This is a genomic window from Pseudonocardia sp. NPDC049154, from assembly GCF_040648315.1.
In the GTDB taxonomy this organism is placed as follows: Bacteria; Actinomycetota; Actinomycetes; order Mycobacteriales; family Pseudonocardiaceae; genus Pseudonocardia.
On sequence record NZ_JBEZDN010000001.1, the window covers coordinates 258,447 to 278,718 of the forward strand.

The following is a 20,272-nucleotide window of genomic DNA, read 5'->3' on the forward strand; positions in this document are numbered from 1 at the left end:
CTCGACCTGTTCCTCCTGCTCCTCCTGCTCCGGCTCCTCGGGCGCTGCGGGTTCCTCGGGTCGGGCAGGCTCCTCGGGCCGGTCCTGTCCCGTCTCGTGTTCCTCCGCCCCGCCGCTCGACCGGCGGTCGGGTCGCTCGTTCTCGGGCTGGTCGCCGTCGCCGTGCCCGTCGGCCCGCGACCGCTCGTCACCGGACGCTCCGTCGGTCTCGCCGGAGGTCTCACTGAAGGTCTCGCTGTCGGTCTCGCTGTCGGTCTCGCCGTCGCCGGCCCCGGGGAGCGTCGCGGAGCCGGGATCCTCGAGGACCTCGGTACCGGGCGCGCCGTAGCCCGCGGCCTCGTCGTCGAGCACGAGGACCCAGTCCCGCTCGTCGCCCGTCCCGGCGGGGGCCTCGAAGGCGGCGATGCCGGTCGCCTCGACCGGCTCCTCGACCTCGAGCACCTCGCCGTTCCGCGGGTCGACCCACGACGCCCGGACCCGGTCCGCGGCGAGCATGTCGAGGTCGACGGTCACGTCCTCGCCCTCGGGCGTGTAGGCGACGAGGAACGAGCCGTCCGAGGCGACGGCCGCGGAGACCCGGGCGTCGCCCGCGGAGCCGGTGCCGGCCAGTGCCTCGTCGGCGGGCTCCAGAAGGCGGTACGGGCGCGACTCCAGCACGCGCTTGAGCACGCCGAGCTGGGCGCCGCCGTCGGTCTCGACGGCCTCGGTCCACCCCGGCTCGAAGTCGGAGACCGTGGAGTCCGCGTACGTCGCCCCGCTCGCGCCGCCGAGTGCCGCGCGCCAGGCCTCCGCCCGGACGTCGTGGTCGGTCGTGGTGCCGGTGGTGCCGGCACAGTCCTCGCCCTCGGTGGGCGGCGTGGCGTCGAGCAGCGGTGTCCCGGTCCCTGCCGCCGCAGCCCGGGCGTCGGCTCGCGACGCGGACGACGCGCAGCTGCCGCTGGCCGCGGAGGTCACGTCCGCCGGCTCCTCCGAGCCTCCGGAATCGCCGCCCACCTCGGCGGCGACCTCCGCATCGAGCCCATCGCCCGTCCCGGAGTCGGTCTGGTCGCCGAGCCCGCCGGACTCGGCAACGTCATCGCCCGACCCGGCCAGGTCGCCGGAACCACCGTCCGCCTCGAGATCGCCCTCGCCACCCAGGGCGAGGCCGCCCCCGCCGCCCGATTCGATCTCGCCCCCCTCGTCGAGATCGGCCACGTCGAGGCCGGCGCCCTCCACAGTCCCGCTCGGGCCCGCACCACCGGAGCCCGCGGCACCCTCGGCACCTCCTGCGTCGCCCTCACCCACCACCCGGGACGACGCCCCTCGCGGCAGGTGCGCGACCGGCGTGTCGCTCCCACCCTCCCGCAACCCCTCGACCAGCTCGGCCCAGATCCCGTCGTGCCCGCCCCCGTCGTCGCCACCCGTCAGCCAGACGACGGAGGCGTCCCCGTACCGCGCGCCGAGGAAGGTGCCGTACTCCCGGGCGTTGCGCTCCGTGACCAGGCTGCCGGCGAGCCCGTCGCTCCACACCGGCGCCAGGGCCAGGGTGATGCCCTCCGCCGCAGCGGCCTCGACAAGGCCGTCCACGTGCTGCCAGTACGCCTCGGTCGGCGCACCCAGGTGCCCCGCGAACGCCGCTGCGCCGTCCCGGTCCCGCGGCGCGCCGGGCCGGACGAGGGCCGTCCGCACCACGGTGAAGCCCTGGTCCGCCCGGGTGCCGAGGTAGTCGGCGGCCTCGTCGCCGTCGAGCGCCGTGACGAGGCCCCACGCCGTGTCGGCGAGCCAGTAGAAGGGCGTGCCGTCGGGCCGGGAGAACCACCGGCCGTCGACCCGGACCCCGCCCTCCGGCGCCTCCCGCACCACGGCCGCGACGAGCACACCCGCCAGCACGACGACCACCGCCAGCGCCGCACCCAGCGCCCGTCCGTAACCACCCACGGGCCGCACGCTCGCAGCGCGCCCCGCCCGCCCGGGCCGGAACGGATCATCCGGTCACGATCGTGAACGGGACCCGGCCGGCGACGCCCGGGGCCCGACTCCGCCGGACCAGTGATCTTTCACATCGTTTCGTGCTGAAATCGAGCCTGCGGGAGCAGAATGAACGGCGTCCGAGAACTGCGGCGGAGGGACTGGCGATGAAGATTGCGGACATCCTCGACGCGAAAGGCCGGACCGTGCACACGATCCTGCCCTGGGCGACGGTCGCGGACGCCGTGGCCCGGCTCGAGCGTCTGGGGGTCGGCGCCCTGGTGGTGTGCGACGCGGACCAGCGCATGGTCGGGATCCTGTCCGAGCGGGACCTGATCAGGGAGCTCGCCCGCCGGGGGACGGATCTGCTCGAGCGGCGGGTCGACGAGGTCATGACCAGGAAGGTCGCGACGTCGCGGCTCGACGAGCCGATCGCGAGCGCCATGGCCCGGATGACCCGCGACCGTCACCGGCACCTCCCGGTGGTCGAGGACGGGAGGCTCGCCGGCATGGTCTCGATCGGCGACCTCGTCAAGGCGCGGCTGCGCGACATGGAGCTCGAGACGGGCGTGCTGCGGGACATGTTCATCGCCGCCCACTGATTTCCGCCGAATGACACGAACGGCACTTCCGTGCGGATCTTCCGCGCAGAAGTGCCGTTCGGGCGAAAAGGATCAGTAGTCGAAGTCCGGCTCCTCGGTACGGGTCCGCTTCAGCTCGAAGAAGTGCGGCCAGCCGGCCAGCAGGCGGGCGCCGTCGAACACCTTCCCGGCCTCCTCGCCGTGCGGCACCTTGCTGATCACGGGACCGAAGAAGGCGACGTCGTTCACGTGGATGACCGGCGTCCCGACGTCCATGCCCACCGGGTCCATGCCCGCGTGGTGACTGGTCTTCAGCTTCTCGTCGTACTCGGTCGAGGAGGCGGCCTCGGCCAGCGACGCGGGCAGGTCCAGCTCCGCCAGCGCCTCCTTGATGACGACGTCGAAGTCCTTGTTGCCGCCGTTGTGGATGCGCTCGCCCATCGCCGTGTACAGCGGGCGCAGGACCTCCGGGCCCTTCAGCTCGGCCGCGGCGATGCACACGCGGACCGGGCCCCAGCCCTTCTCCATGATCGCCTGGTACTGCTCCGGCAGCTCGCGGCCCGAGTTGAGCACCGACAGGCTCATCACGTGGAAGTTCAGTTCGATGTCGCGGACCTTCTCGACCTCGAGGATCCACCGCGAGGTCAGCCACGCCCACGGACACAGCGGGTCGAACCAGATGTCCACCTTCGCCTTGTCCGTCTCCGTGCTGGTCATGGGCACTCCGTTCGTCCGGGGAGGGACTCTTCCGTCGGACACAACCTCGAGGGGTGGACGACGTGTTCCCGGATACCCCGCAGTCTCGGCCGCAATGACGGGGCGACCACTCCGGCCACGTGATTGGATGCCCCCACGCCACAACCCTCCGGAAGGACCGCGCTGCGCTCATGGCCCCGCCCAACCTGACCCGGACCGACGCCGAGCGCCGGGCCGCCCTCCTCGCCGTCTCCGGCTACGTCGTCGACCTCGACCTCACCGACGGCCGCGGCGGACCGGGCGAGAAGACGTTCGCCACCACCACGACGGTCCGCTTCTCCTGCGCCGAGCCCGGCGCGGACAGCTGGATCGACTTCGTCGGCGCCGCGGTCGAGAGCGCGACGCTCAACGGCACCACGCTCGACGTCTCCGGCTACCGCGAGGACGACGGCATCGCCCTGCCCGGACTGGCCGCGGAGAACGAGCTGACCGTCCGCGCCACCGGCACCTACATGAACACCGGCGAGGGGCTGCACCGCTTCGTCGACCCGGTCGACGGCGGCGTCTACCTCTACTCGCAGTTCGAGACGGCCGACTGCAAGCGCCTGTTCGCCTGCTTCGACCAGCCGGACCTCAAGGCCCGCTACACGATCACGGTCACCGCGCCGGACGACTGGCAGGTCGTGTCCAACGCCCTCGCGGCGACCGAGAAGGCCGGCCCCGCGACCGTCCACCGCTTCGCCGAGTCCGAGATCATGTCGACCTACCTGGTCGCGCTGGTCGCGGGCCCCTACGCGTCCTGGCACGAGGAGCACGACGGGATCCCCCTGGGGATCTACTGCCGCGCGAGCCTGGCCCCGCACATGGACCACGAGCGGATCTTCACGGAGACGCGGCAGGGCTTCGACTTCTACCACCGCAACTTCGGGATCCGGTACCCGTTCGGCAAGTACGACCAGCTCTTCGTCCCGGAGTTCAACGCGGGCGCGATGGAGAACGCCGGCGCGGTCACCTTCCTCGAGGACTACGTCTTCCGGTCCCGGGTCACGCGGTTCCTCTACGAGCGGCGCGCCGAGACGATCCTGCACGAGATGGCGCACATGTGGTTCGGCGACCTCGTGACCATGCGCTGGTGGGACGACCTGTGGCTCAACGAGTCGTTCGCCACCTGGGCCTCCGTGCTCTGCCAGGCCGAGGCCACCGAGTACGCGCAGGCGTGGACGACGTTCGCGAACGTCGAGAAGTCCTGGGCCTACCGCCAGGACCAGCTGCCCTCCACGCACCCGATCGCCGCGGACATCCCGGACCTGCAGGCCGTCGAGGTGAACTTCGACGGGATCACCTACGCCAAGGGCGCGTCGGTGCTCAAGCAACTGGTCGCGTACGTCGGGCTGGAGCCGTTCATGGCCGGCCTGCGCGCCTACTTCGAGGCCCACCAGTGGGGCAACGCCACGTTCGACGACCTGCTGGGCGCGCTCGAGAAGGCGTCCGGCCGAGACCTGTCGGACTGGGGCGCCCAGTGGCTGCGCACCACCGGGCTGAACCTGCTGCGCCCGCAGTTCGACCTCGACGACGAGGGCCGGTTCACCTCCTTCGAGGTCGTGCAGGGCGGCGCGCGGCCGGGCGCCGGCGAGCTGCGCACCCACCGGGTCGCCGTCGGCGTGTACGACGACGACGCCGAGGGCAGGCTCGTGCGGACCCACCGGGTCGAGGTCGACGTCACCGGCGAGCGCACGCCCGTCGAGGAGCTGGTCGGCGTCCCGCGCGGGAAGCTCGTCCTGGTCAACGACGACGACCTCACCTACTGCGCGCTGCGGCTCGACCCGGGCTCGCTGGCCACCCTGATCGACCGGATCGGCGACATCGCCGAGCCGCTCCCCCGCACGCTGTGCTGGTCGGCGGCCTGGGAGATGACGCGGGAGGCCGAGCTCAAGGCGCGCGACTTCACCACGCTGGTGGCCGGCGGGTTCGGCCGGGAGACCGAGATCGGCGTCGTGCAGCGGCTGCTGCTGCAGGTGCAGACCGCGGTGGCCTCGTACGCCGACGAGTCGTGGGCCACCGACACGGGCTGGCCGCTGCTCACCGACGCTTTGTCCGCGCAGCTCGCGGCGGCCGAGCCCGGCTCGGACGCCCAGCTCGCCGTGGTCAACGCGCTGTCCGGCAGCGTGCTGCCCGCCGCGACGCTGGACCGGTTCGCCGCGTGGCTCGAGGGCCGGGACGTCCCGGAGGGGCTGACCGTCGACACCGACCTGCGGTGGCGCCTGCTGCACGCCCTGGTCGCGCACGGCCGGGCCGACGAGGAGGCGATCGAGGCCGAGCACCGCCGCGACCCCACCGCGGCCGGCGAGCGGCAGGCCGAGCGCGCCCGCTCGCTCGTCCCGACCCCGGAGGCCAAGGCGAAGGCCTGGGACCGCGCGGTGCACGACGACGAGCTGCCCAACGCCGTCAACGAGGCCATCATCGGCGGCTTCAGCCACCCGGGTCAGCGGGCCCTGCTCGCGCCCTACGTGGAGAAGTACTTCGCCGAGGTGGCGGACGTGTGGGCGCGGCGGACGTCGGAGCGCGCGCAGAGCGTGGTGCTCGGGCTGTTCCCGTCCTGGGCCGTGGAGAAGTCGACGGTCGACGCCGCCGACGCCTGGCTGGCCGACGAGAGCCACCCGCCGGCCCTGCGCCGGCTGGTGTCCGAGGGCCGGGCGGGCATCGTCCGTGCCCTGGCCGCGCGGGAGTTCGACCGCAGCTGACCCGCACCATGGATCCATGACGCGCCCGGCACCCGGCCCGGGCGCGTTATGGATCCACAGTGCGCGCGAGAGCCCGTCCCCGACGCGTTGTGGATCCCTCCTGTGCCACGCTTCGTCGCAGGTCGGTAACACCGAGCGAGAAGGTTGCTCGGCGTTCGGGTGAATGTCGACTGCTCCTCCTGGCACTGCCATACTCCGCACCTCACCGAGGGTGATCCGCGCTCCCCCGACCTGCGGCGCCCCCGACCCGCCGGAGTCCGCGCATGCGCCTCACGTCCGCGCTCTACCCCGTCCTGCTGGCGTGCCTCGTGGTCGTCGCGGGCTGCGGCAACCCGAGCGCCGACCAGGCGGCGCTCGTCAGCACCGGTCCGGCGACGACCGAGCCCGCCCACGAGCCCGCGGCGATGCCCGTCCCGGGCGCCCCGTCGGTCCTGCAGGCGGCCGTCGACGCCAGCCGGCACCTGCCGAAGCCCACGCCCGCCCCGTCGTCGAACGCCGCGGCGCCCCGCTCGCGCTCCGGCGGAGGCGGTGGTGGAGGAGGCGGCGCCACGGGCCCCGCCGGCCGGACGGCGAACACCGAGGTGACCTTCTACGGCGCCTACGACAACGACCCGCCCGGCAGCGCGGCGATCGCCTACCCGGTGAAGCACTCCGAGGCCGGCGGGACCGGCACCTACGCGGACCCGATCACCTTCGCCGCCGACCCGGACTACATGGCCGTCGGCACACTCGTCTACTACGCGCCACTGCGGAAGTACTTCGTCATGGAGGACCTCTGCGCGCCCTGCCAGGACGAGTACCAGGCGAACCGGCACCCCCACATCGACTTCTACACGGGCGGCTTCGACAGCGGCGTCACGGCGTGCCAGGCGTCGCTCACCCCGTCCGGCCTGGTCGCGGTCGAGGTCTCCCCGCCGCCGGGCCGCGCGGTCGACACCACACCGCTCTACTCGAACGGGCGATGTATCTCCGGTTGATCACGGGGAACTCTGGAGATCGTGACGAGCGCAGGTCCGCCCGCCCCTCCGGCCCTGCCCGCGTACCTGCGCCGGCCCGCCGCCGTCGCGGTCGGGCTGTCCACGGTCGTGTTCGCCCTGCTCGCGACCCGTTACGCCGGCGAGCGCGGCTACGGCCGGATCGACGGGCACGCCGAGAACCTGGTCGACTCGCTGACCTCGGCCCACAGCTGGATCCTGCAACGGCTCAGTGAGCTCGGGTCGCCGCCGCTGGTGGTGTTCGCCGCGTTCGCCCTCTGCGGGCTCTGCCTGGCGTGGGGGCGTCGCCGCCTCGCCGTCGTCGCGATCGTGGGGCCGGGGCTCACCGGCGTGGCCACGACCTTCCTCAAGCCCGCGATCGGCCGCACGATGGAGTTCGGCGGCTTCGCCTACCCCAGCGGCCACACCGGCGGCGCGACGTCGATCGCCCTGGTCGCGGCGCTGCTGCTGGTGAGCCTGGTGCGGCCGGGACGGATCACGGGTATCGCACTGGTCGTCACGATCGCCCTCGTCGTCGGCGGCACGATCGGGACGGCGATGATCGCGACCGGTGCCCACTACCCCACCGACACCGTGGGCGGCTTCTGCGCCGCGGTGGCGTTCGTGCTGGGCACGGCGCTGCTGCTGGAGTTCGTCGCCGCCCGGTGGCACGCGCGCCGCGCCTGACCCGGGCACGACGAGGGCCCCGCCGGACGACGTCCGACGGGGCCCTCGCTGGTTCGTGCTGTCGAGCGCCGGGTCAGCGGCCCAGCAGGCGGCCCAGCAGGCCCTTCTTCTTGCCGCTGCCGTCCGCCGGCGTGTAGTGACCGCAGACGGCGGCACCGCAGGCACCGCAGTCGTCGCCCGGCCGGTAGTGCTCGTGCGCCTCGGCCTCGTGCCCGCAGACGCACGTCCCGACCGAGGCCGGGGCCTGCGGCGGCGGGGCAACCGGCGGCGCGGTCGGGGCACCGGCCTGCGTGCCGCTCTCCGTGCCGGTCCGCTGGGCGGGTACTGCGACGTCCGACGTCGCGAGATCGTCCACCGCCGGCAGCCCCGTGGGCGGGGTCAGCACCGACGAGGAGGATCCCTGCGCACCACGACGCGCCGTGGTCCGGTTGCGCGGACGGGCGTTGTCCGACTCACCCATTCGGGATCCCACCTTTCTTCCGACCCGGCCTCGGGGGGCCGGATGCGCCACAGTATGCAACCGAACGACCCCTGCGGGGAATCACCAGGTGAGGTGAGACGCCCGACGGTGTGCGCGGTTGCCTTACCGCGCGACGGTGTCGGTGGCCGGTCGATTCGCGTCGACGGCCGGAAGGGTGACCGTCGCGGCACAGCCGCGCGGACCGTCCACCGTCCGCAGGGTCAGGGACCCTCCCTGCCCCTCCACGAGCTCCCTGCTGATGTGGAGCCCCAGTCCGGAACCGCCGGCACGGGCGTCGTGCACACCCCGTCCGAGAACCTCGCGCTCCTTCCCCGGGGGAAGGCCCGGTCCGCGGTCCCTGACCTCGATTACCACGTCGTCATGCTCGGAAAACGCCGTCACGGTGACCGGGGTTCCCGCGGCGTGGCGTTCACAGTTGGCCAACAGGTTCGTGACGATCTGGGCCGCCACGGCCGAGTTCCCGGTCGCGACGAGCCCGTCGGCCACCTCGAGGTGCACGTCCCGGCCCCGCGCCCGCTGCAGGGCCACCAGGCCCGCGAGCATCGGCTCGACCTCGTAGGAGGCGGGGCCGTCGACCTCGGCGAGGTCCTCCTCGAGCTCCAGCGGGTCCGCCGAGCGTTCGAGGATGGTGTGCAGGCGGCCGAGCTCGGCGAGGACGGCACTGCGCAGCCGCTCGTGGTCGGGCCCCTCGCCGTCGGCCGAGAGCAGGTGGGTGATGCCGGCGAGCCCCGCGAGGCCGTTGCGCAGCTCGTGGTTGCGCTCGGCCGTGTGCGTGGCGGCGCGCTCCATGTGCAGCGCGGCGATGGCGAGCTCCTCCTGCTGCTCGAAGTTCTCCTCCTGCAGCGAGCGCAGGCCGCGCTGGACGAGCTGGAGCAGGCCGAGCAGCAGCACGGCCATCGCGACGAGCCGCAGCGCCGGGAACACGAGATCCGGTACGGGCGGCCCCATCGGCGTGGTCAGCCGGTAGAGCTGGGCGCCGGCGAGGACCACGAGACCGAGCCCGACCCGCAGCCGGGTGGTGCTCTGCCGGCGCGCCGCGTCGATCACCGCGAGCACCGCGGCGCCACCCCAGCCCGCGACGACGACCACCGAGCTGACGGGGCCCGCGACCAGCCGGGTCACGGGGCCGAGGTCCGGTACCAGGAACAGGGCGAGCAGGGCGAGGACCGCGCCGCCGAGCATGATCACCCAGCCGCCCCAGGTGCCCATCCGCCGCGGCGACCGGAGCGCGAAGACCAGCAGCACCAGCGCCGTGGCGTGCGCGAGGAGCCGCGAGACCTGGGTCGCGGACGAGACGGTGCCCGCCGGCGCCGAGACGCCCCACGGCAGCACGACCAGGCAGTAGAGGACGAGCGCGGCCGCCAGCCACGCCAGCCGGGCCTCGTTGAGCAGCCGCGACGCCACCAGGGCCAGGATCGCGGCGGCCGCGCCGACACCGGCGGCGACGAGCGTGACGATGTCCGACGTGGTCTCCTCGTGGAGCCACTCGAGCACGCGCGGGCTGGAGGCCAGCACGACGACCCCGGCACAGAGCGCGAGCAGCGCACCCACGTCGACGGCCAGGCGCGAGGTGAAGCGGGCGCGCCGCAGCCGCCCCACCGCGCTCGTCACACCGGTCGCCATGACCCCGAGGACCCCCTCCCCGGGCGCGCCCCGGGCGCGCCGTTCATCCATCTTAGGGATGCGGGTACCCCGGTACCCGGCGGACGATGGACCTCAGCCGAACGGCCGCCGGGCGTTCGCCCGACACCGCATGCCCGCGGTGAGCTGCGACGGACGCGGATCAGGCGCCGGTCGCCCGGCGGTAGAGGGCCACGGCCTCGAGCTGCGAGCTCACCTCGAGCTTGGTGAGCACCGCGCGGATCTGCGTGCGGACGGTCGCCAGCGACACCACGAAGTGGTCGGCCACGGCCTGGGCGCGTTTGCCGCGGGCCAGTTCGGCCAGCACCTCCCGCTCCCGCTGGGTGAGCCTGCCGAGCTTCTCGGCGAGGTCCCGGCGCTCGGCCTGTCTGCGGCGGTAGAGGTCGATGAACTTGCGCCGCCGGTCGTCGGACATCACCGGACGCCCGGCGACGGCCTCGCGCACGGCCGCGAGCAGGGTCGGGAACGGCGCGTTCTTCGGCACCCAGGCCAGCGCGCCGGCGTCGAGCGCGGAGCCGACACGGGCCGGGTCGGCGCTGCCGGAGAGGACGAGGACCTGCCAGCCGGCGCCCAGCAGCGGGCCGACCAGCTCGACGCCGTCGATCCGGTTGCCCTCCGCGTCCCGGCCCAGGTCCAGGTCCAGCAGGACCAGCCCGGGCTCGAGCTTGGCGGCCTCGGCGAGGATCCCGCGCTCGGCGGCCGGGCGGATGCGGGACGCGTCGATGCCCTCGGAGCGCAGGCTGAGCACGAGCGAGGTCGCGACGAGCTCGTGGTCGTCGACGACCACGACGGGGGTGCCGACGCCCGGGGGCTTCCGCCCGGGATCGATCCGTGTCGGTTCGCTCATGGAGTACGACGGCGGCTTTCGCTGTGGGTTCGGCGGACGGTACTCGGACGGCACCGATTCGCCCACCAGGTACGCGCTACGACCCGGGGCGTGGGTGAATCCGTACACCTTGCCCACATGATTGCACCATATGGCTGACGAGCCCTACCCATCACGCACGATTGCGTGATGGCGGTGTGGCACGGCCCGCTCCCGGGCCGTGCTCACGGTCGCGTCAGCGGCGCGGGCCGGCCTGGTCGGCCAGCATGCGGAGGCCGCTGAGCAGCCCGCCCAGCAGGTCGCTCTCCTTGAACGAGGCCACCATGCTCATGACGGCGAGCTTGGCGCCCCGGTCCGGCAGCCGCAGCCTCGCCTCGGAGCCGGTGATGACCTCGACGACGCGCTGGCCCGGGCTCACCGCGACCAGCACGGACTCCGGGGCACGCTCGAGCGAGGCCTGCAGCTCGGCCGCGCGGGTCTCGGGCTTGGCGCCGAGGTCGCCCAGGAAGATCGCGAAGAGCAGGCCGGTCTCGCGGCTGGCGAGGGTCAGCGCCTCGTCGAGCCGGGACAGCTGCGGGGCCGTGAAGGGGACCTGGCCGGTCGTGTCCGGCTCGCTGAAGATCTCGGCGGCCGACAACCGCCCGGACCCGGTGACGACCGTGCCCTCCGGGAGGCTCTCCGGGTCGATGGTGGCGACGGCACCGTGGCCGTGCCCGCCGTGCTCACCAGTGGCCACGGGCACCCCCGGTCGTCGCGGCCCCGTCGGCCGGCTCGATGTGCTCGACGTGCGCGGGCAGGTGCGCCCCCTCGGGGTTCGCCGTCCACAGCACGGGCTCGTAGTCCCACTTCTCACCCGTGCGGTACCTCGGCCGCTTCGCGGTCCTCCGAGCGATCGTCAGCAGCGCGACGACCACGTAGATGACCAGGGGCGGCAGCACGAAGACCAACACCGTCTGCACCACGCTCACGGCTGCACAACCTAGCCCATGGGGTGGGGTCCGGGCATGTCAGGCGGGGTGGACCTGGCTCACACCCCGGCCTCGCAGGGCAGGACCCCGCGGCGGATCGCGCCGGTCAGCTCGTCGAAGTCCCGTTCGGTCTGGTCGGCGTACGCGCGGGCGAAGCGGCCCATCGCCCGCCGCATCTTCCCGCCCCCGCCGATGTAGCCACTGATCATAGACGCGCCGCTGGTGCGGGCGTGGCCCTTGGCCAGCAGCCGGCCGCAGACGGCGGCGTAGTCGGCGAGGGTGGCCGCGTCGATGCCGTCGAGGACGATCGCGCCCTTCATGTCGCGGAACTGCCGGACGTAGTACTGCCGGTCACCCACGGTCGTCCAGCCGAGGAGCGGGTCGGACACGGTCTGCAGGGCCTGCTGGTACTCGACGACGCGCTGGCCCTGGTGGGCGTGCCAGGCGGCGTCGCCGTGCACGTAGGGCGCGACGACGGACCGGCGGGCCTGCTTGAGCTGCAGGAACAGGACGTCGTCGGCGCCGGAGCCCTCGCACAGCGCGATGTAGGCGCGCAGCCCGACCGACCCGACGCCCACGACCTTGTGCGCCACGTCGACCGCCCGGTACCCGCCGACCACCCGCGCCCAGTGCGGTGGCAGGGTCCGCAGGTACTCGTCGAGGGCGGCGAGGATCCGCTCGAACTGCGCGGGGTCCGGGCGGGTGATCAGCGGCGGTTCGGTGACCAGGCTGCGCTCCGCCCCGTCGCGCTGCGTGAAGCGGGGCAGCGCGCGGTCGCTGGTGCGACGCCGGGCCTTGCGCGCGGCCGACTTCACGGCCTTGCGGCTGCTCTTGCGGGGCGCCCCCGCATGCAGCTCCTGGGCGCCGATCCGCTCGAAGGAGCGCGCGAGCAGCGGCTCCTCAGCGAGCCGCTCGAGATGACGGCGGTAGGCGTCGACGCACTGCGCGACCGCCGTCCGGCACTGCTCCTCGGTGGCGGAGTTGTCCCGGCCGGCCACCCAGATGCTCGCCGTCAGCCGGCGCAGGTCCCACTCCCACGCGCCCGGGTGGGCCTCGTCGAAGTCGTTGAGGTCGAAGACGAGCTCGCGTTCCGGTGAGGCGTAGAAGCCGAAGTTGCCGAGGTGCGCGTCGCCGCAGATCACCGGCCGGATCCCGGTGGCGGGCAGGGTCGCGAAGTCCGCGGTGTGCAGGGCGGCGGCACCGCGCAGGAAGGCGTACGGGCTGGCGCTCATCCGCCCGATCCGCACCGGGACCAGCCGCGAGACGCGGCCCTCGTTCGTCGCGATCACCGACTCGACGGCCCCGATGCGCCGGTTGCTCGGCGACCACGCCGCGAGCGCGGACCGCGGCACCCCCTGGCGCAGGCTGCGCCCCAACGCGTACCGCTCCGGGCGGGGTACGGCCGGGGCGGAGAGCAGCGCGAAACCGTCGCGGTCGCGAGGACCGAGCGAGGCGAGGACGGCGTGCGGGTGCATGGACAGGTGATACCCGACGGGCGGTCCCCGCGCCGGGCCCGATGGCAGGCCGGGCGATTCGTCCGTCCGCCGGTCGGGGGCGCGACGGTTGGCCGCGCGGACACACCCGGTGACCTCCCGGTCACCCGCTCGGGTTGTTCGGCCGTCGTCACCCGACCACGATGGGCCGCATGCACTTCCGGCGGGCGGCCCTGGCCCTGGTCGCGGCGGCGGGCCTCGCCGGGCTCGCGGGCTGTGCGACCTCGGGCCCGACCCCGCTGTGCGACCAGGCGCGCGGACTCGTCGACGAGGGCCAGCTCGCGCAGGCCGCGGAGCTCTTCGCCCGGGCGCAGGTGCGCAACGAGGGCATGTGCGCGGACGACGGGCTCACCGAGGTCGGCGACCGCTACACGATGGCCTACACCGACGCCGCCCGCGGCTCCGCCGCCGAGATCGAGGGCCGCACCGACCTCGCCCGCTCCGCCTACGAGTCCGCGCTCCGGCTCGACGCCGGCAACCAGGCGGCGTCCAACGGCCTGGTCCGCCTTGGCCTCCCGCCCGCCGAACGCAGCGCCCCGCTCCCCCTGCCCGCGGTGGCGCCCTACCCGCAGGCGTCGTGGTGGACGGGCTGGCAGCTCGCGCTCCCCGCGCTGGTGCTCGCCGTGCTCGCCGTCGTCGGAGTGGGGTTGTTGTGGCGCCGGGGCGGGATCGCCCGACCGCGGTCCTCCGCCTCCGACCGTCCCGATCCCGACGACGGGCGCGCCCGCCCCGCCGCGTTCCTCGTGTGGCGGGGGCGCGGGTGGCGGCGGAGCAAGGCGCGGGAGGACGAGGTCCCCGAGCCGCTGCGCCCGGCGGATCGGGAGGAGGAGCGGGGCGTCCGCCCTGCCGACCTGGATGTGTCGACGGGCGACGGTCGGGAGTGGAGCCATTGCGCCGGAGCGGGCGGCGGTCGGGCTTCGACAGGCGACGACAGCGAGTGGAGCCGCGGCGCCGGGGCCGGCGGTGGGGCGCGCGCTCGGGCACGCGGGTCGGAGGTGGGCGGCGCCGAGGCCGGTAGTGGCGCGGGGGCCGGCGGCGGTGCGGAGGGCGGCGGGGGTGCCGGCAACGGTGCGGGGGCTGGCGGCGCAGGAGTCGGCGGCGCAGGAGTCGGCGGGGCGGGAACCGCCGGTGCCACGACCAGCGGCGCGACGACCGGCGGCAGCGCCCGAGACAGGGCCGGAGACCGGGCCGGGGACAGGGCCGAGGCGGGCGCTGCCGGGCGGGCGGACCTCGGAAGGGCCGACCGGCCGACGAGCGCCGAGACGCCGTCGGCCCGGAAGGAGCGGTCCTGGCTGAGCCGCGGCCGGGACCTCGGCCGCGGAAAGTCGAAGCGCGGGCGCCGCACTCAGCAGCAGGCCGACGCCCGCTGGGCCCGCATGCGTGAGGACGCCGAGCCCGAGCCCGCCGAGGTGCTGCCGCCCGACTCCCGCCCCCTCGGCGCGGCATCCGGTGTGGCCGCGGCCGCCGGAGTGCTCGCCGCAGGCGAGATCGCGGCCGAGCGCCAGGAGGCCGAGCCCTCGTCCGCCCCACGCGAGGTCGAACCGACACCACGACGCGAGGCCGAACCGTCCCCGCGCAGCGAAGCCCAACCCTCCGTCCGCGACGAGGCTGACGCATCCGACCGCGGCGAAGCCGAGCCCACTGACCGCGGCGCCCCAGAGTCGGAGGAGCAACGGGGCGCGCCGGCCTCGGAGCCCGGAACCGCGAGGCCTGGTCAGAGCGGAGCAGAGCCGTCGGATCGCACGGGGGACGAGCCGCCTGGCCGCACCGCAGCCGAGCCGACTGAGCGCGGCGAGACCGGCGTGGCGCCGCAGCGGGACGAGTCGGGCGAGCCCGAAGGCGCCCCGTCCGGTCAGGGCGGGCCCCCACCGTCCGTCCGCACGACGGGCGAGCCAGGCGAGACGCGGGCAACGCCGTCCACGTCCGAGCCCGGCACCGCTCCTAGCCGTACCGAGGCCGACGTGCCCGGTCGTGCCGAGGGGCAGCCCGCCGACGGACGGGAAGCACGGTCTCCGGCGACGACCGGCACCACGTCGGCTCGATCTAGCGAGGCCCGGCCGTCCGAGGGGAAGCCGGACGAGAAGCGGGAAACGGCGTCGGCGGGCGCGGCTGGGGTTGCTCGAGCCGCCTCCCCCGACAGCGAGCCGTCGCCTCAGAAGGACCAGCCCGAACCCGAGCAGCAGGAGCCACGGACCGCGCCAACCACCGCCGAGCCGCCGACCCCGGGACCCGCCGTACCGACCGCCTCCCTCGACGCGGCCGCAGCCGAAGCCCAGCACGCCGCTTCCGAGCGGACCGCGGCGGCTCAGCTGTCAGCGGCCGGGGCCCTCGCTGCGGGGGTCGGAGCCGTTGCGGCGCAGGCGAGCGCTGGGCCGGGCGCACCACGAGAGGGCGAGCAACCGCCGGACATCGGCGTGCCCTCGGCCTCCGCCGCGGAGGCCGGGAGCAGCCCGCCCGCCGGGCCCACGGCGGCAGCCGGCGCCGAGCCGACCGAGCGGCCGACCGAGCCGGCCGCAGAAGCACCGGCGGAGGGCCCGACCGGCTCAGAGCAGCCACCGTCACGTGACGAGCCGCCGGCGACACCCACCGCAGCAGCAGCGGCCGCCCCCACCGATCGCCCGAAGCGCACCGTCGTCGAGGAGATTCCGGAGCCCACCACCCCGTCGGACGACGAGCTGCTCGAGGAGCGCGCCGCCGCGGAGGTCCCGACCGTGCCCGAGGCCACGACCTCCGCGACCGCCGCGGCTGTCGGGGCGGTGGGCGCCACCGTCGCCGCGCAGGCCGCCCGGCGGACCGACGCCCCCGAGCGCACGAAGGCCGCCGACCTCACCGAGTCCACTGAACCGACCGGACCCACCGAGGCCCCGAAACCCGCCGAACCCGGAGTGCGCTCGGAACCCGCAACAGCTGCAGAACCCGCTGAGCCCGCCAAACCCGCTGAGCCCGCGAAACCCGCTGAGCCCGCGAAACCCGCTGGGCCCTCCCTCGGAGCCGAGGCGCCCGACCCCGCCCTCCGCACCCAGCTCGCCACCCTGGACCTGGAGCTCGGCCAGCTCCAGCGCATCCTGAACCGCTCGCTCCGCACGGACCGCGACGGCGGCCCACCTCGCTTCTTCGCGGCCCGCGAGCCCGTGAAGGGCACGGCCGTCTCCGTCACCCTGGAGATCGTGTCGCTGCAGCTCACCGGCGGCGACCACATCGGGAGCACGGTCTGTGTGCGCCGCACCGTGTTCGCCGAGCGGCCGCCGGGGCCCTGGGTGCCGGAGGACCCCGACAACCGCTGGCAGGACGTCGCCGAGGAGGTCGACCACCGCGCGACCGGCAGCATCCGCGACTCCGACGGTCGCATGTGGATCACGCCCGGCCGGGAGGAGCTGCGCGGCGTCCTCCTGGATCTCGACCGCGTCCGGCCCGCCTGGCTCCCCCTGCTGCTCGGCGACGAACCGAGCGCTTCACTCCCCCTCGCCCCGCCGCCGTCGGACCAGGTCACCGGGCTGAAGGCCGCGCTCGACGGGGCGCAGCCGCTGGTGAGCCCGCAGCCCCGCCCCTCGGGCGTCCGCCTGCTCGCGATCGTCGACGCCCTGCTCACCGGCCCGAGCCTCACGAACGTCCGCGTCGACGCCGTCGCCAACGAGGTCCTCGCCCTCGCTGCCGCCGAGTCCGTGGAACACGAACTCGACCGCCACCTGGTCCCCCTCGGCCGCTGATCCCGGTGCCCGTACCGGGCCGGCCTCGCGAAGCGCTCAGCTCGGCGGCACCTCGGCAGCGGGCACCATCACGATCACGAATCGTGGACCAGCACGGTCGATCTCCGACCCCGCGTCCACAGGGGGTGATCGCCTGCCCCGGCTGGGACGCCCTACCGGTACACCGGCAGGATCCCCTGCTCCTTCGCCTCGGCGAGGGTGGGCGCGTCCCGGTCCTTGTCGGACAGGACCAGCTCGAGATCAGAAGGCCAGGGCAGGCCCAGCTCCGGGTCCAGCGGCGAGATCCCGTGCTCGGCGGTGGGGTTGTACGGCGTCGAGCACAGGTAGGCCATCACCGTCGCCTCCTCCAGCGCGACGAACGCGTGCCCCAACCCCTCGGCGAGGTACACCGCGCGCATCGACCCTGAGTGAGAACCGTCGTCCAGCTCGACGGCCTCCCACCGCCCGAAGGTCGGCGACCCCACCCGCACGTCCACGATCACGTCGAGCAGCCGCCCCGACGGGCACGACACGTACTTCGCCTGCCCCGGCGGCGCGTCCGCGAAGTGCACCCCGCGCACCACCCCGAGCCGCGACACCGAGTGGTTCGTCTGCCCCACGACCAGGTCGAACCCCAGCGCCTCGCGGAACACCGGCCCCTGGAACGGCGCCACGAACACCCCACGCCGGTCCGGGAACACCGGCGGCTCGAACACCCACGCCCCCGAGATCCCCAGCTCCCGGTACTTCACGACGCCACCCCGCTCTTCAGCGGCTCCCACCAGGGCCGGTTGTCCCGGTACCACTGCACCGTCTCCGCCAGCCCCGCTTCGAACGACACCCGCGGCTCGTACCCCAGCTCGGCGCGGATCTTCGACCAGTCCACCGAGTACCGCCGGTCGTGGCCCTTCCGGTCCGGCACCGGCTCCACCCGCGACCAGTCCACCCCCACCGCCTCCAGCAGCCGCGCCGTCAGCTCCCGGTTCGCCAGCTCCGTGCCGCCGCCGATGTTGTAGACCTCCCCGGCCCGACCCGAGGCCGCGACCAGCGCGATCCCCCGGCAGTGGTCGTCGACGTGCAGCCAGTCCCGCACGTTGAGCCCGTCGCCGTACAACGGCACCGTGCCCCCGTCGAGCAGGTTCGTCACGAACAGCGGGATCACCTTCTCCGGGAACTGGTACGGCCCGTAGTTGTTGCTGCACCGCGTGATCGACACGTCCAGCCCGTGCGTCCGGTGATACGACCGCGCCAGCAGGTCGCTGCCCGCCTTCGACGCCGAGTACGGCGAGTTCGGCTCCAGCACGTGGTCCTCCGACCACGACCCCGCCTCGATCGACCCGTACACCTCGTCGGTCGAGACGTGCACGAACTTCCCGACCCCGACGTCCAGCGCCGCCTGCAGCATCACCTGCGTGCCGACCACGTTCGTCGACACGAAGTCCGCCGCCCCCGCGATCGACCGGTCCACGTGCGACTCCGCCGCGAAGTGCACCACCACATCGCAGCCCGCCACCGCCGACGACGCGGCAGCAGGATCCCGGACGTCCCCCACCCGAAGATCCACGTCGCAGCCGGCCAGGTTCTCCCGCCGCCCCGCATAGGTCAGCAGATCCAGCACCCGGACCTCACCGGCCAGGGCCGGGTAGGCGCCCGCAACCAGCGACCGCACGAAGTGCGACCCGATGAACCCCGCCCCACCCGTGACCAGAACGCGCACCCGGCGAGGGTAGCGACGGGCCGCTCGGCAGAATGCCCCCGTGCGCGCCCTCGTCCTCGGAGCGGGCGGCCAGCTCGGGAAGGCGCTGGCCGCGGCCCTGCCGACCGCGCGGGCGCTGACCCACGCCGAGCTGGACCTGACCGACAAGGCCGCCGTCGCCGCCGTCGACTGGTCGGCCTTCGACACGGTCCTCAACGCCGCCGCCTACACCAAGGTCGACGCCGCCGAGACGCCCGAGGGCCGTCGCCGGGCCTGGGCCGCCAACGCCCTCGCCCCCGCCGCGCTCGCCCGCATCGCGACCGAGCACGACCTGCGCCTGGTGCACGTCTCCACCGAGTACGTCTTCGACGGCACGCACGAGGGCCCGATCCCCGAGACCGCCGAGATCGCCCCGCTCAGCGCCTACGGCGCCTCGAAGGCCGCCGGCGACGCCGCCGTCGCGACCACCCCGAGACACTGGATCGTCCGCCCGACCTGGGTGATCGGCGACGGCGCCAACTTCGCCCGCACCATGCGCACGCTGGCGCACAAGGGCGTCAGCCCGACCGTCGTCGCCGACCAGATCGGAAGGCCCACGCTGGCCTCCGACCTCGCCACGGGGATCCTCGGGCTCCTCGACGCCGCGCCCGGCACCTACCACCTGACCAACGACGGAGAGCCCGCGAGCTGGGCGGACGTCGCCCGGTTCGTCTTCGCCGCGTCCGGCCGGAACACACACGACGTCACGGACACCACCACCGCCGCGTACTTCGCCGACAAGCCCGAGGCAGCCCGACGGCCCTTGAACAGCGTCCTCGACCTGACGAAGGCGGCGAAGGCGGGCGTCACGCTGCCGGACTGGCGGGAGAGCCTGGAGGCCTATCTCGCCCGGGAGGGGATCGACACGTGAAGGGCATCGTCCTCGCCGGCGGCACCGGAACCCGGCTGCACCCGATCACCCGCGGCGTCTCGAAGCAGCTGCTCCCGGTGTTCGACAAGCCGATGATCTACTACCCGCTCTCCACGCTGATGCTGGCCGGCGTCCGCGAGATCCTCGTGATCACCACGCCCGAGGACGCGCCGATGTTCCACCGCCTGCTCGACGACGGCAGCGAGCTGGGCCTCGACATCACCTACGCCATCCAGGCCGAACCCAACGGCATCGCCGAGGCCTTCCTCATCGGCGAGGACCACATCGCGGGCGAGAACGTCGCGTTGGTGCTCGGCGACAACATCTTCCACGGCCCCCGCTTCTCCGGGATGCTCCGCGACGCCCGGGACGGCCTCGGCCCCGAGGGCGACGGGTGCGTCCTGTTCGGCTACCCCGTCAAGGACCCGCAGCGCTACGGCGTCGGCGAGGCCGACGACCAGGGCCGGCTGGTCTCCATCGAGGAGAAGCCCGACAAGCCGCGCTCCGACCGCGCCATCACCGGCCTCTACCTCTACGACGGCCACGCGGCCGAGCTCGCCAGGCGGCTGCGGCCGTCGGCCCGGGGCGAGCTGGAGATCACCGACCTCAACCGCACGTACATGGAGCAGGGCCGCGCCCGGCTCGTCGACCTCGGCCGCGGCTTCGCCTGGCTCGACACCGGCACCCACGAGTCGCTGATCGAGGCCGGGCACTACGTCCAGGTCCTCGAGAACCGGCAGGGCATCCGCATCGCCTGCCTCGAGGAGGTCGCGCTGCGGATGGGCTTCATCGACGCCGACGCCTGCTACGCGCTCGGCGAGAAGCAGGCCAGGAACGGCTACGGGCAGTACGTCATGGACGTCGCTCGGTCGATGGGAGCGGCGTCGTTCACCGCGCCACGATGAGCGAGCCCGTGATGTCCCAGGCCTCGTCCTTGGCGCCGTA

16 protein-coding genes and 1 pseudogene are annotated in these 20,272 nt (G+C 74.1%); 7 read left to right on the forward strand and 10 right to left on the reverse strand.

The window, feature by feature from the left end:
• Positions 1 to 354: 354 nt before the first annotated feature.
• Positions 355 to 1,926: pseudogene (locus AB0B41_RS01295) on the reverse strand (DUF4038 domain-containing protein); the annotation flags it as partial.
• 188 nt (positions 1,927 to 2,114) lie between these two features.
• On the opposite strand from AB0B41_RS01295, the gene AB0B41_RS01300 reads away from it, so the two are divergent.
• Positions 2,115 to 2,549, forward strand: a complete 435-nt coding sequence (locus tag AB0B41_RS01300; RefSeq protein ID WP_358197597.1) for a CBS domain-containing protein — start codon at positions 2,115 to 2,117, stop codon at positions 2,547 to 2,549.
• Between the two features lie 72 nt (positions 2,550 to 2,621).
• On the opposite strand, the gene AB0B41_RS01305 is transcribed toward AB0B41_RS01300, so the two are convergent.
• Complete coding sequence (locus AB0B41_RS01305; RefSeq protein ID WP_358197599.1) at positions 2,622 to 3,245, reverse strand: disulfide bond formation protein DsbA; 624 nt, start codon at positions 3,243 to 3,245, stop codon at positions 2,622 to 2,624.
• A gap of 170 nt (positions 3,246 to 3,415) precedes the next feature.
• On the opposite strand from AB0B41_RS01305, the gene pepN reads away from it, so the two are divergent.
• The 3 genes from pepN (at position 3,416) to AB0B41_RS01320 (ending at position 7,626) form a co-directional block, all read left to right on the forward strand.
• Positions 3,416 to 5,965, forward strand: a complete 2,550-nt coding sequence (gene pepN, locus AB0B41_RS01310; RefSeq protein ID WP_358197602.1) for an aminopeptidase N — start codon at positions 3,416 to 3,418, stop codon at positions 5,963 to 5,965.
• Positions 5,966 to 6,228: 263 nt separating this feature from the next.
• Entirely contained in the window at positions 6,229 to 6,942 is a 714-nt protein-coding gene (locus tag AB0B41_RS01315) for a hypothetical protein (protein WP_358197604.1), read from the forward strand.
• Positions 6,943 to 6,963: 21 nt separating this feature from the next.
• Positions 6,964 to 7,626: a phosphatase PAP2 family protein gene (locus AB0B41_RS01320; RefSeq protein WP_358197606.1), complete on the forward strand. Its 663-nt coding sequence runs from the start codon at positions 6,964 to 6,966 to the stop codon at positions 7,624 to 7,626.
• A 73-nt stretch (positions 7,627 to 7,699) separates the two neighbouring features.
• On the opposite strand, the gene AB0B41_RS01325 is transcribed toward AB0B41_RS01320, so the two are convergent.
• From AB0B41_RS01325 to AB0B41_RS01350, 6 genes are all read right to left on the reverse strand, one after another.
• Positions 7,700 to 8,086, reverse strand: a complete 387-nt coding sequence (locus AB0B41_RS01325; RefSeq protein ID WP_358197608.1) for a hypothetical protein — start codon at positions 8,084 to 8,086, stop codon at positions 7,700 to 7,702.
• Between the two features lie 123 nt (positions 8,087 to 8,209).
• A complete protein-coding gene (locus AB0B41_RS01330) occupies positions 8,210 to 9,730 on the reverse strand; it encodes a HAMP domain-containing sensor histidine kinase (RefSeq protein WP_358197611.1) in 1,521 nt (506 codons plus the stop codon).
• A gap of 160 nt (positions 9,731 to 9,890) precedes the next feature.
• A complete protein-coding gene (locus AB0B41_RS01335) occupies positions 9,891 to 10,595 on the reverse strand; it encodes a response regulator transcription factor (protein WP_358197613.1) in 705 nt (234 codons plus the stop codon).
• A gap of 214 nt (positions 10,596 to 10,809) precedes the next feature.
• Positions 10,810 to 11,310, reverse strand: a complete 501-nt coding sequence (locus AB0B41_RS01340; RefSeq protein WP_358197615.1) for a DUF5130 family protein — start codon at positions 11,308 to 11,310, stop codon at positions 10,810 to 10,812.
• Positions 11,297 to 11,542 carry a hypothetical protein gene (locus AB0B41_RS01345; RefSeq protein ID WP_358197617.1) on the reverse strand — a complete coding sequence of 82 codons (246 nt, stop codon included), beginning with the start codon at positions 11,540 to 11,542 and terminating at the stop codon, positions 11,297 to 11,299. The genes AB0B41_RS01340 and AB0B41_RS01345 overlap by 14 nt, the downstream gene beginning before the upstream one ends.
• Before the next feature lie 59 nt (positions 11,543 to 11,601).
• Positions 11,602 to 13,017: a DUF2252 domain-containing protein gene (locus AB0B41_RS01350; protein ID WP_358197619.1), complete on the reverse strand. Its 1,416-nt coding sequence runs from the start codon at positions 13,015 to 13,017 to the stop codon at positions 11,602 to 11,604.
• Between the two features lie 170 nt (positions 13,018 to 13,187).
• Between AB0B41_RS01350 and AB0B41_RS01355 the strand changes: the two genes are divergently transcribed.
• Positions 13,188 to 16,742, forward strand: coding sequence for a hypothetical protein (locus AB0B41_RS01355; protein WP_358197621.1), 3,555 nt, complete (start codon positions 13,188 to 13,190; stop codon positions 16,740 to 16,742).
• A 152-nt stretch (positions 16,743 to 16,894) separates the two neighbouring features.
• Here the strand turns inward: AB0B41_RS01355 and rfbC are convergent, their stop codons facing one another.
• Both rfbC and rfbB read right to left on the reverse strand, forming a co-directional pair.
• A complete protein-coding gene (gene rfbC, locus AB0B41_RS01360) occupies positions 16,895 to 17,473 on the reverse strand; it encodes a dTDP-4-dehydrorhamnose 3,5-epimerase (protein ID WP_358197623.1) in 579 nt (192 codons plus the stop codon).
• The gene (gene rfbB / locus AB0B41_RS01365; protein ID WP_358197625.1) at positions 17,470 to 18,438 is read right to left on the reverse strand and encodes a dTDP-glucose 4,6-dehydratase; all 969 of its coding nucleotides are present in this window, start codon (positions 18,436 to 18,438) and stop codon (positions 17,470 to 17,472) included. Before rfbB ends, rfbC begins: the two co-directional genes overlap by 4 nt.
• 40 nt (positions 18,439 to 18,478) lie before the next feature.
• Between rfbB and rfbD the strand changes: the two genes are divergently transcribed.
• Positions 18,479 to 19,327 carry a dTDP-4-dehydrorhamnose reductase gene (gene rfbD / locus AB0B41_RS01370; protein WP_358197627.1) on the forward strand — a complete coding sequence of 283 codons (849 nt, stop codon included), beginning with the start codon at positions 18,479 to 18,481 and terminating at the stop codon, positions 19,325 to 19,327.
• Positions 19,324 to 20,232, forward strand: coding sequence for a glucose-1-phosphate thymidylyltransferase RfbA (rfbA, locus tag AB0B41_RS01375; protein ID WP_358197629.1), 909 nt, complete (start codon positions 19,324 to 19,326; stop codon positions 20,230 to 20,232). The genes rfbD and rfbA overlap by 4 nt, the downstream gene beginning before the upstream one ends.
• Positions 20,233 to 20,272 lie beyond the last annotated feature (40 nt).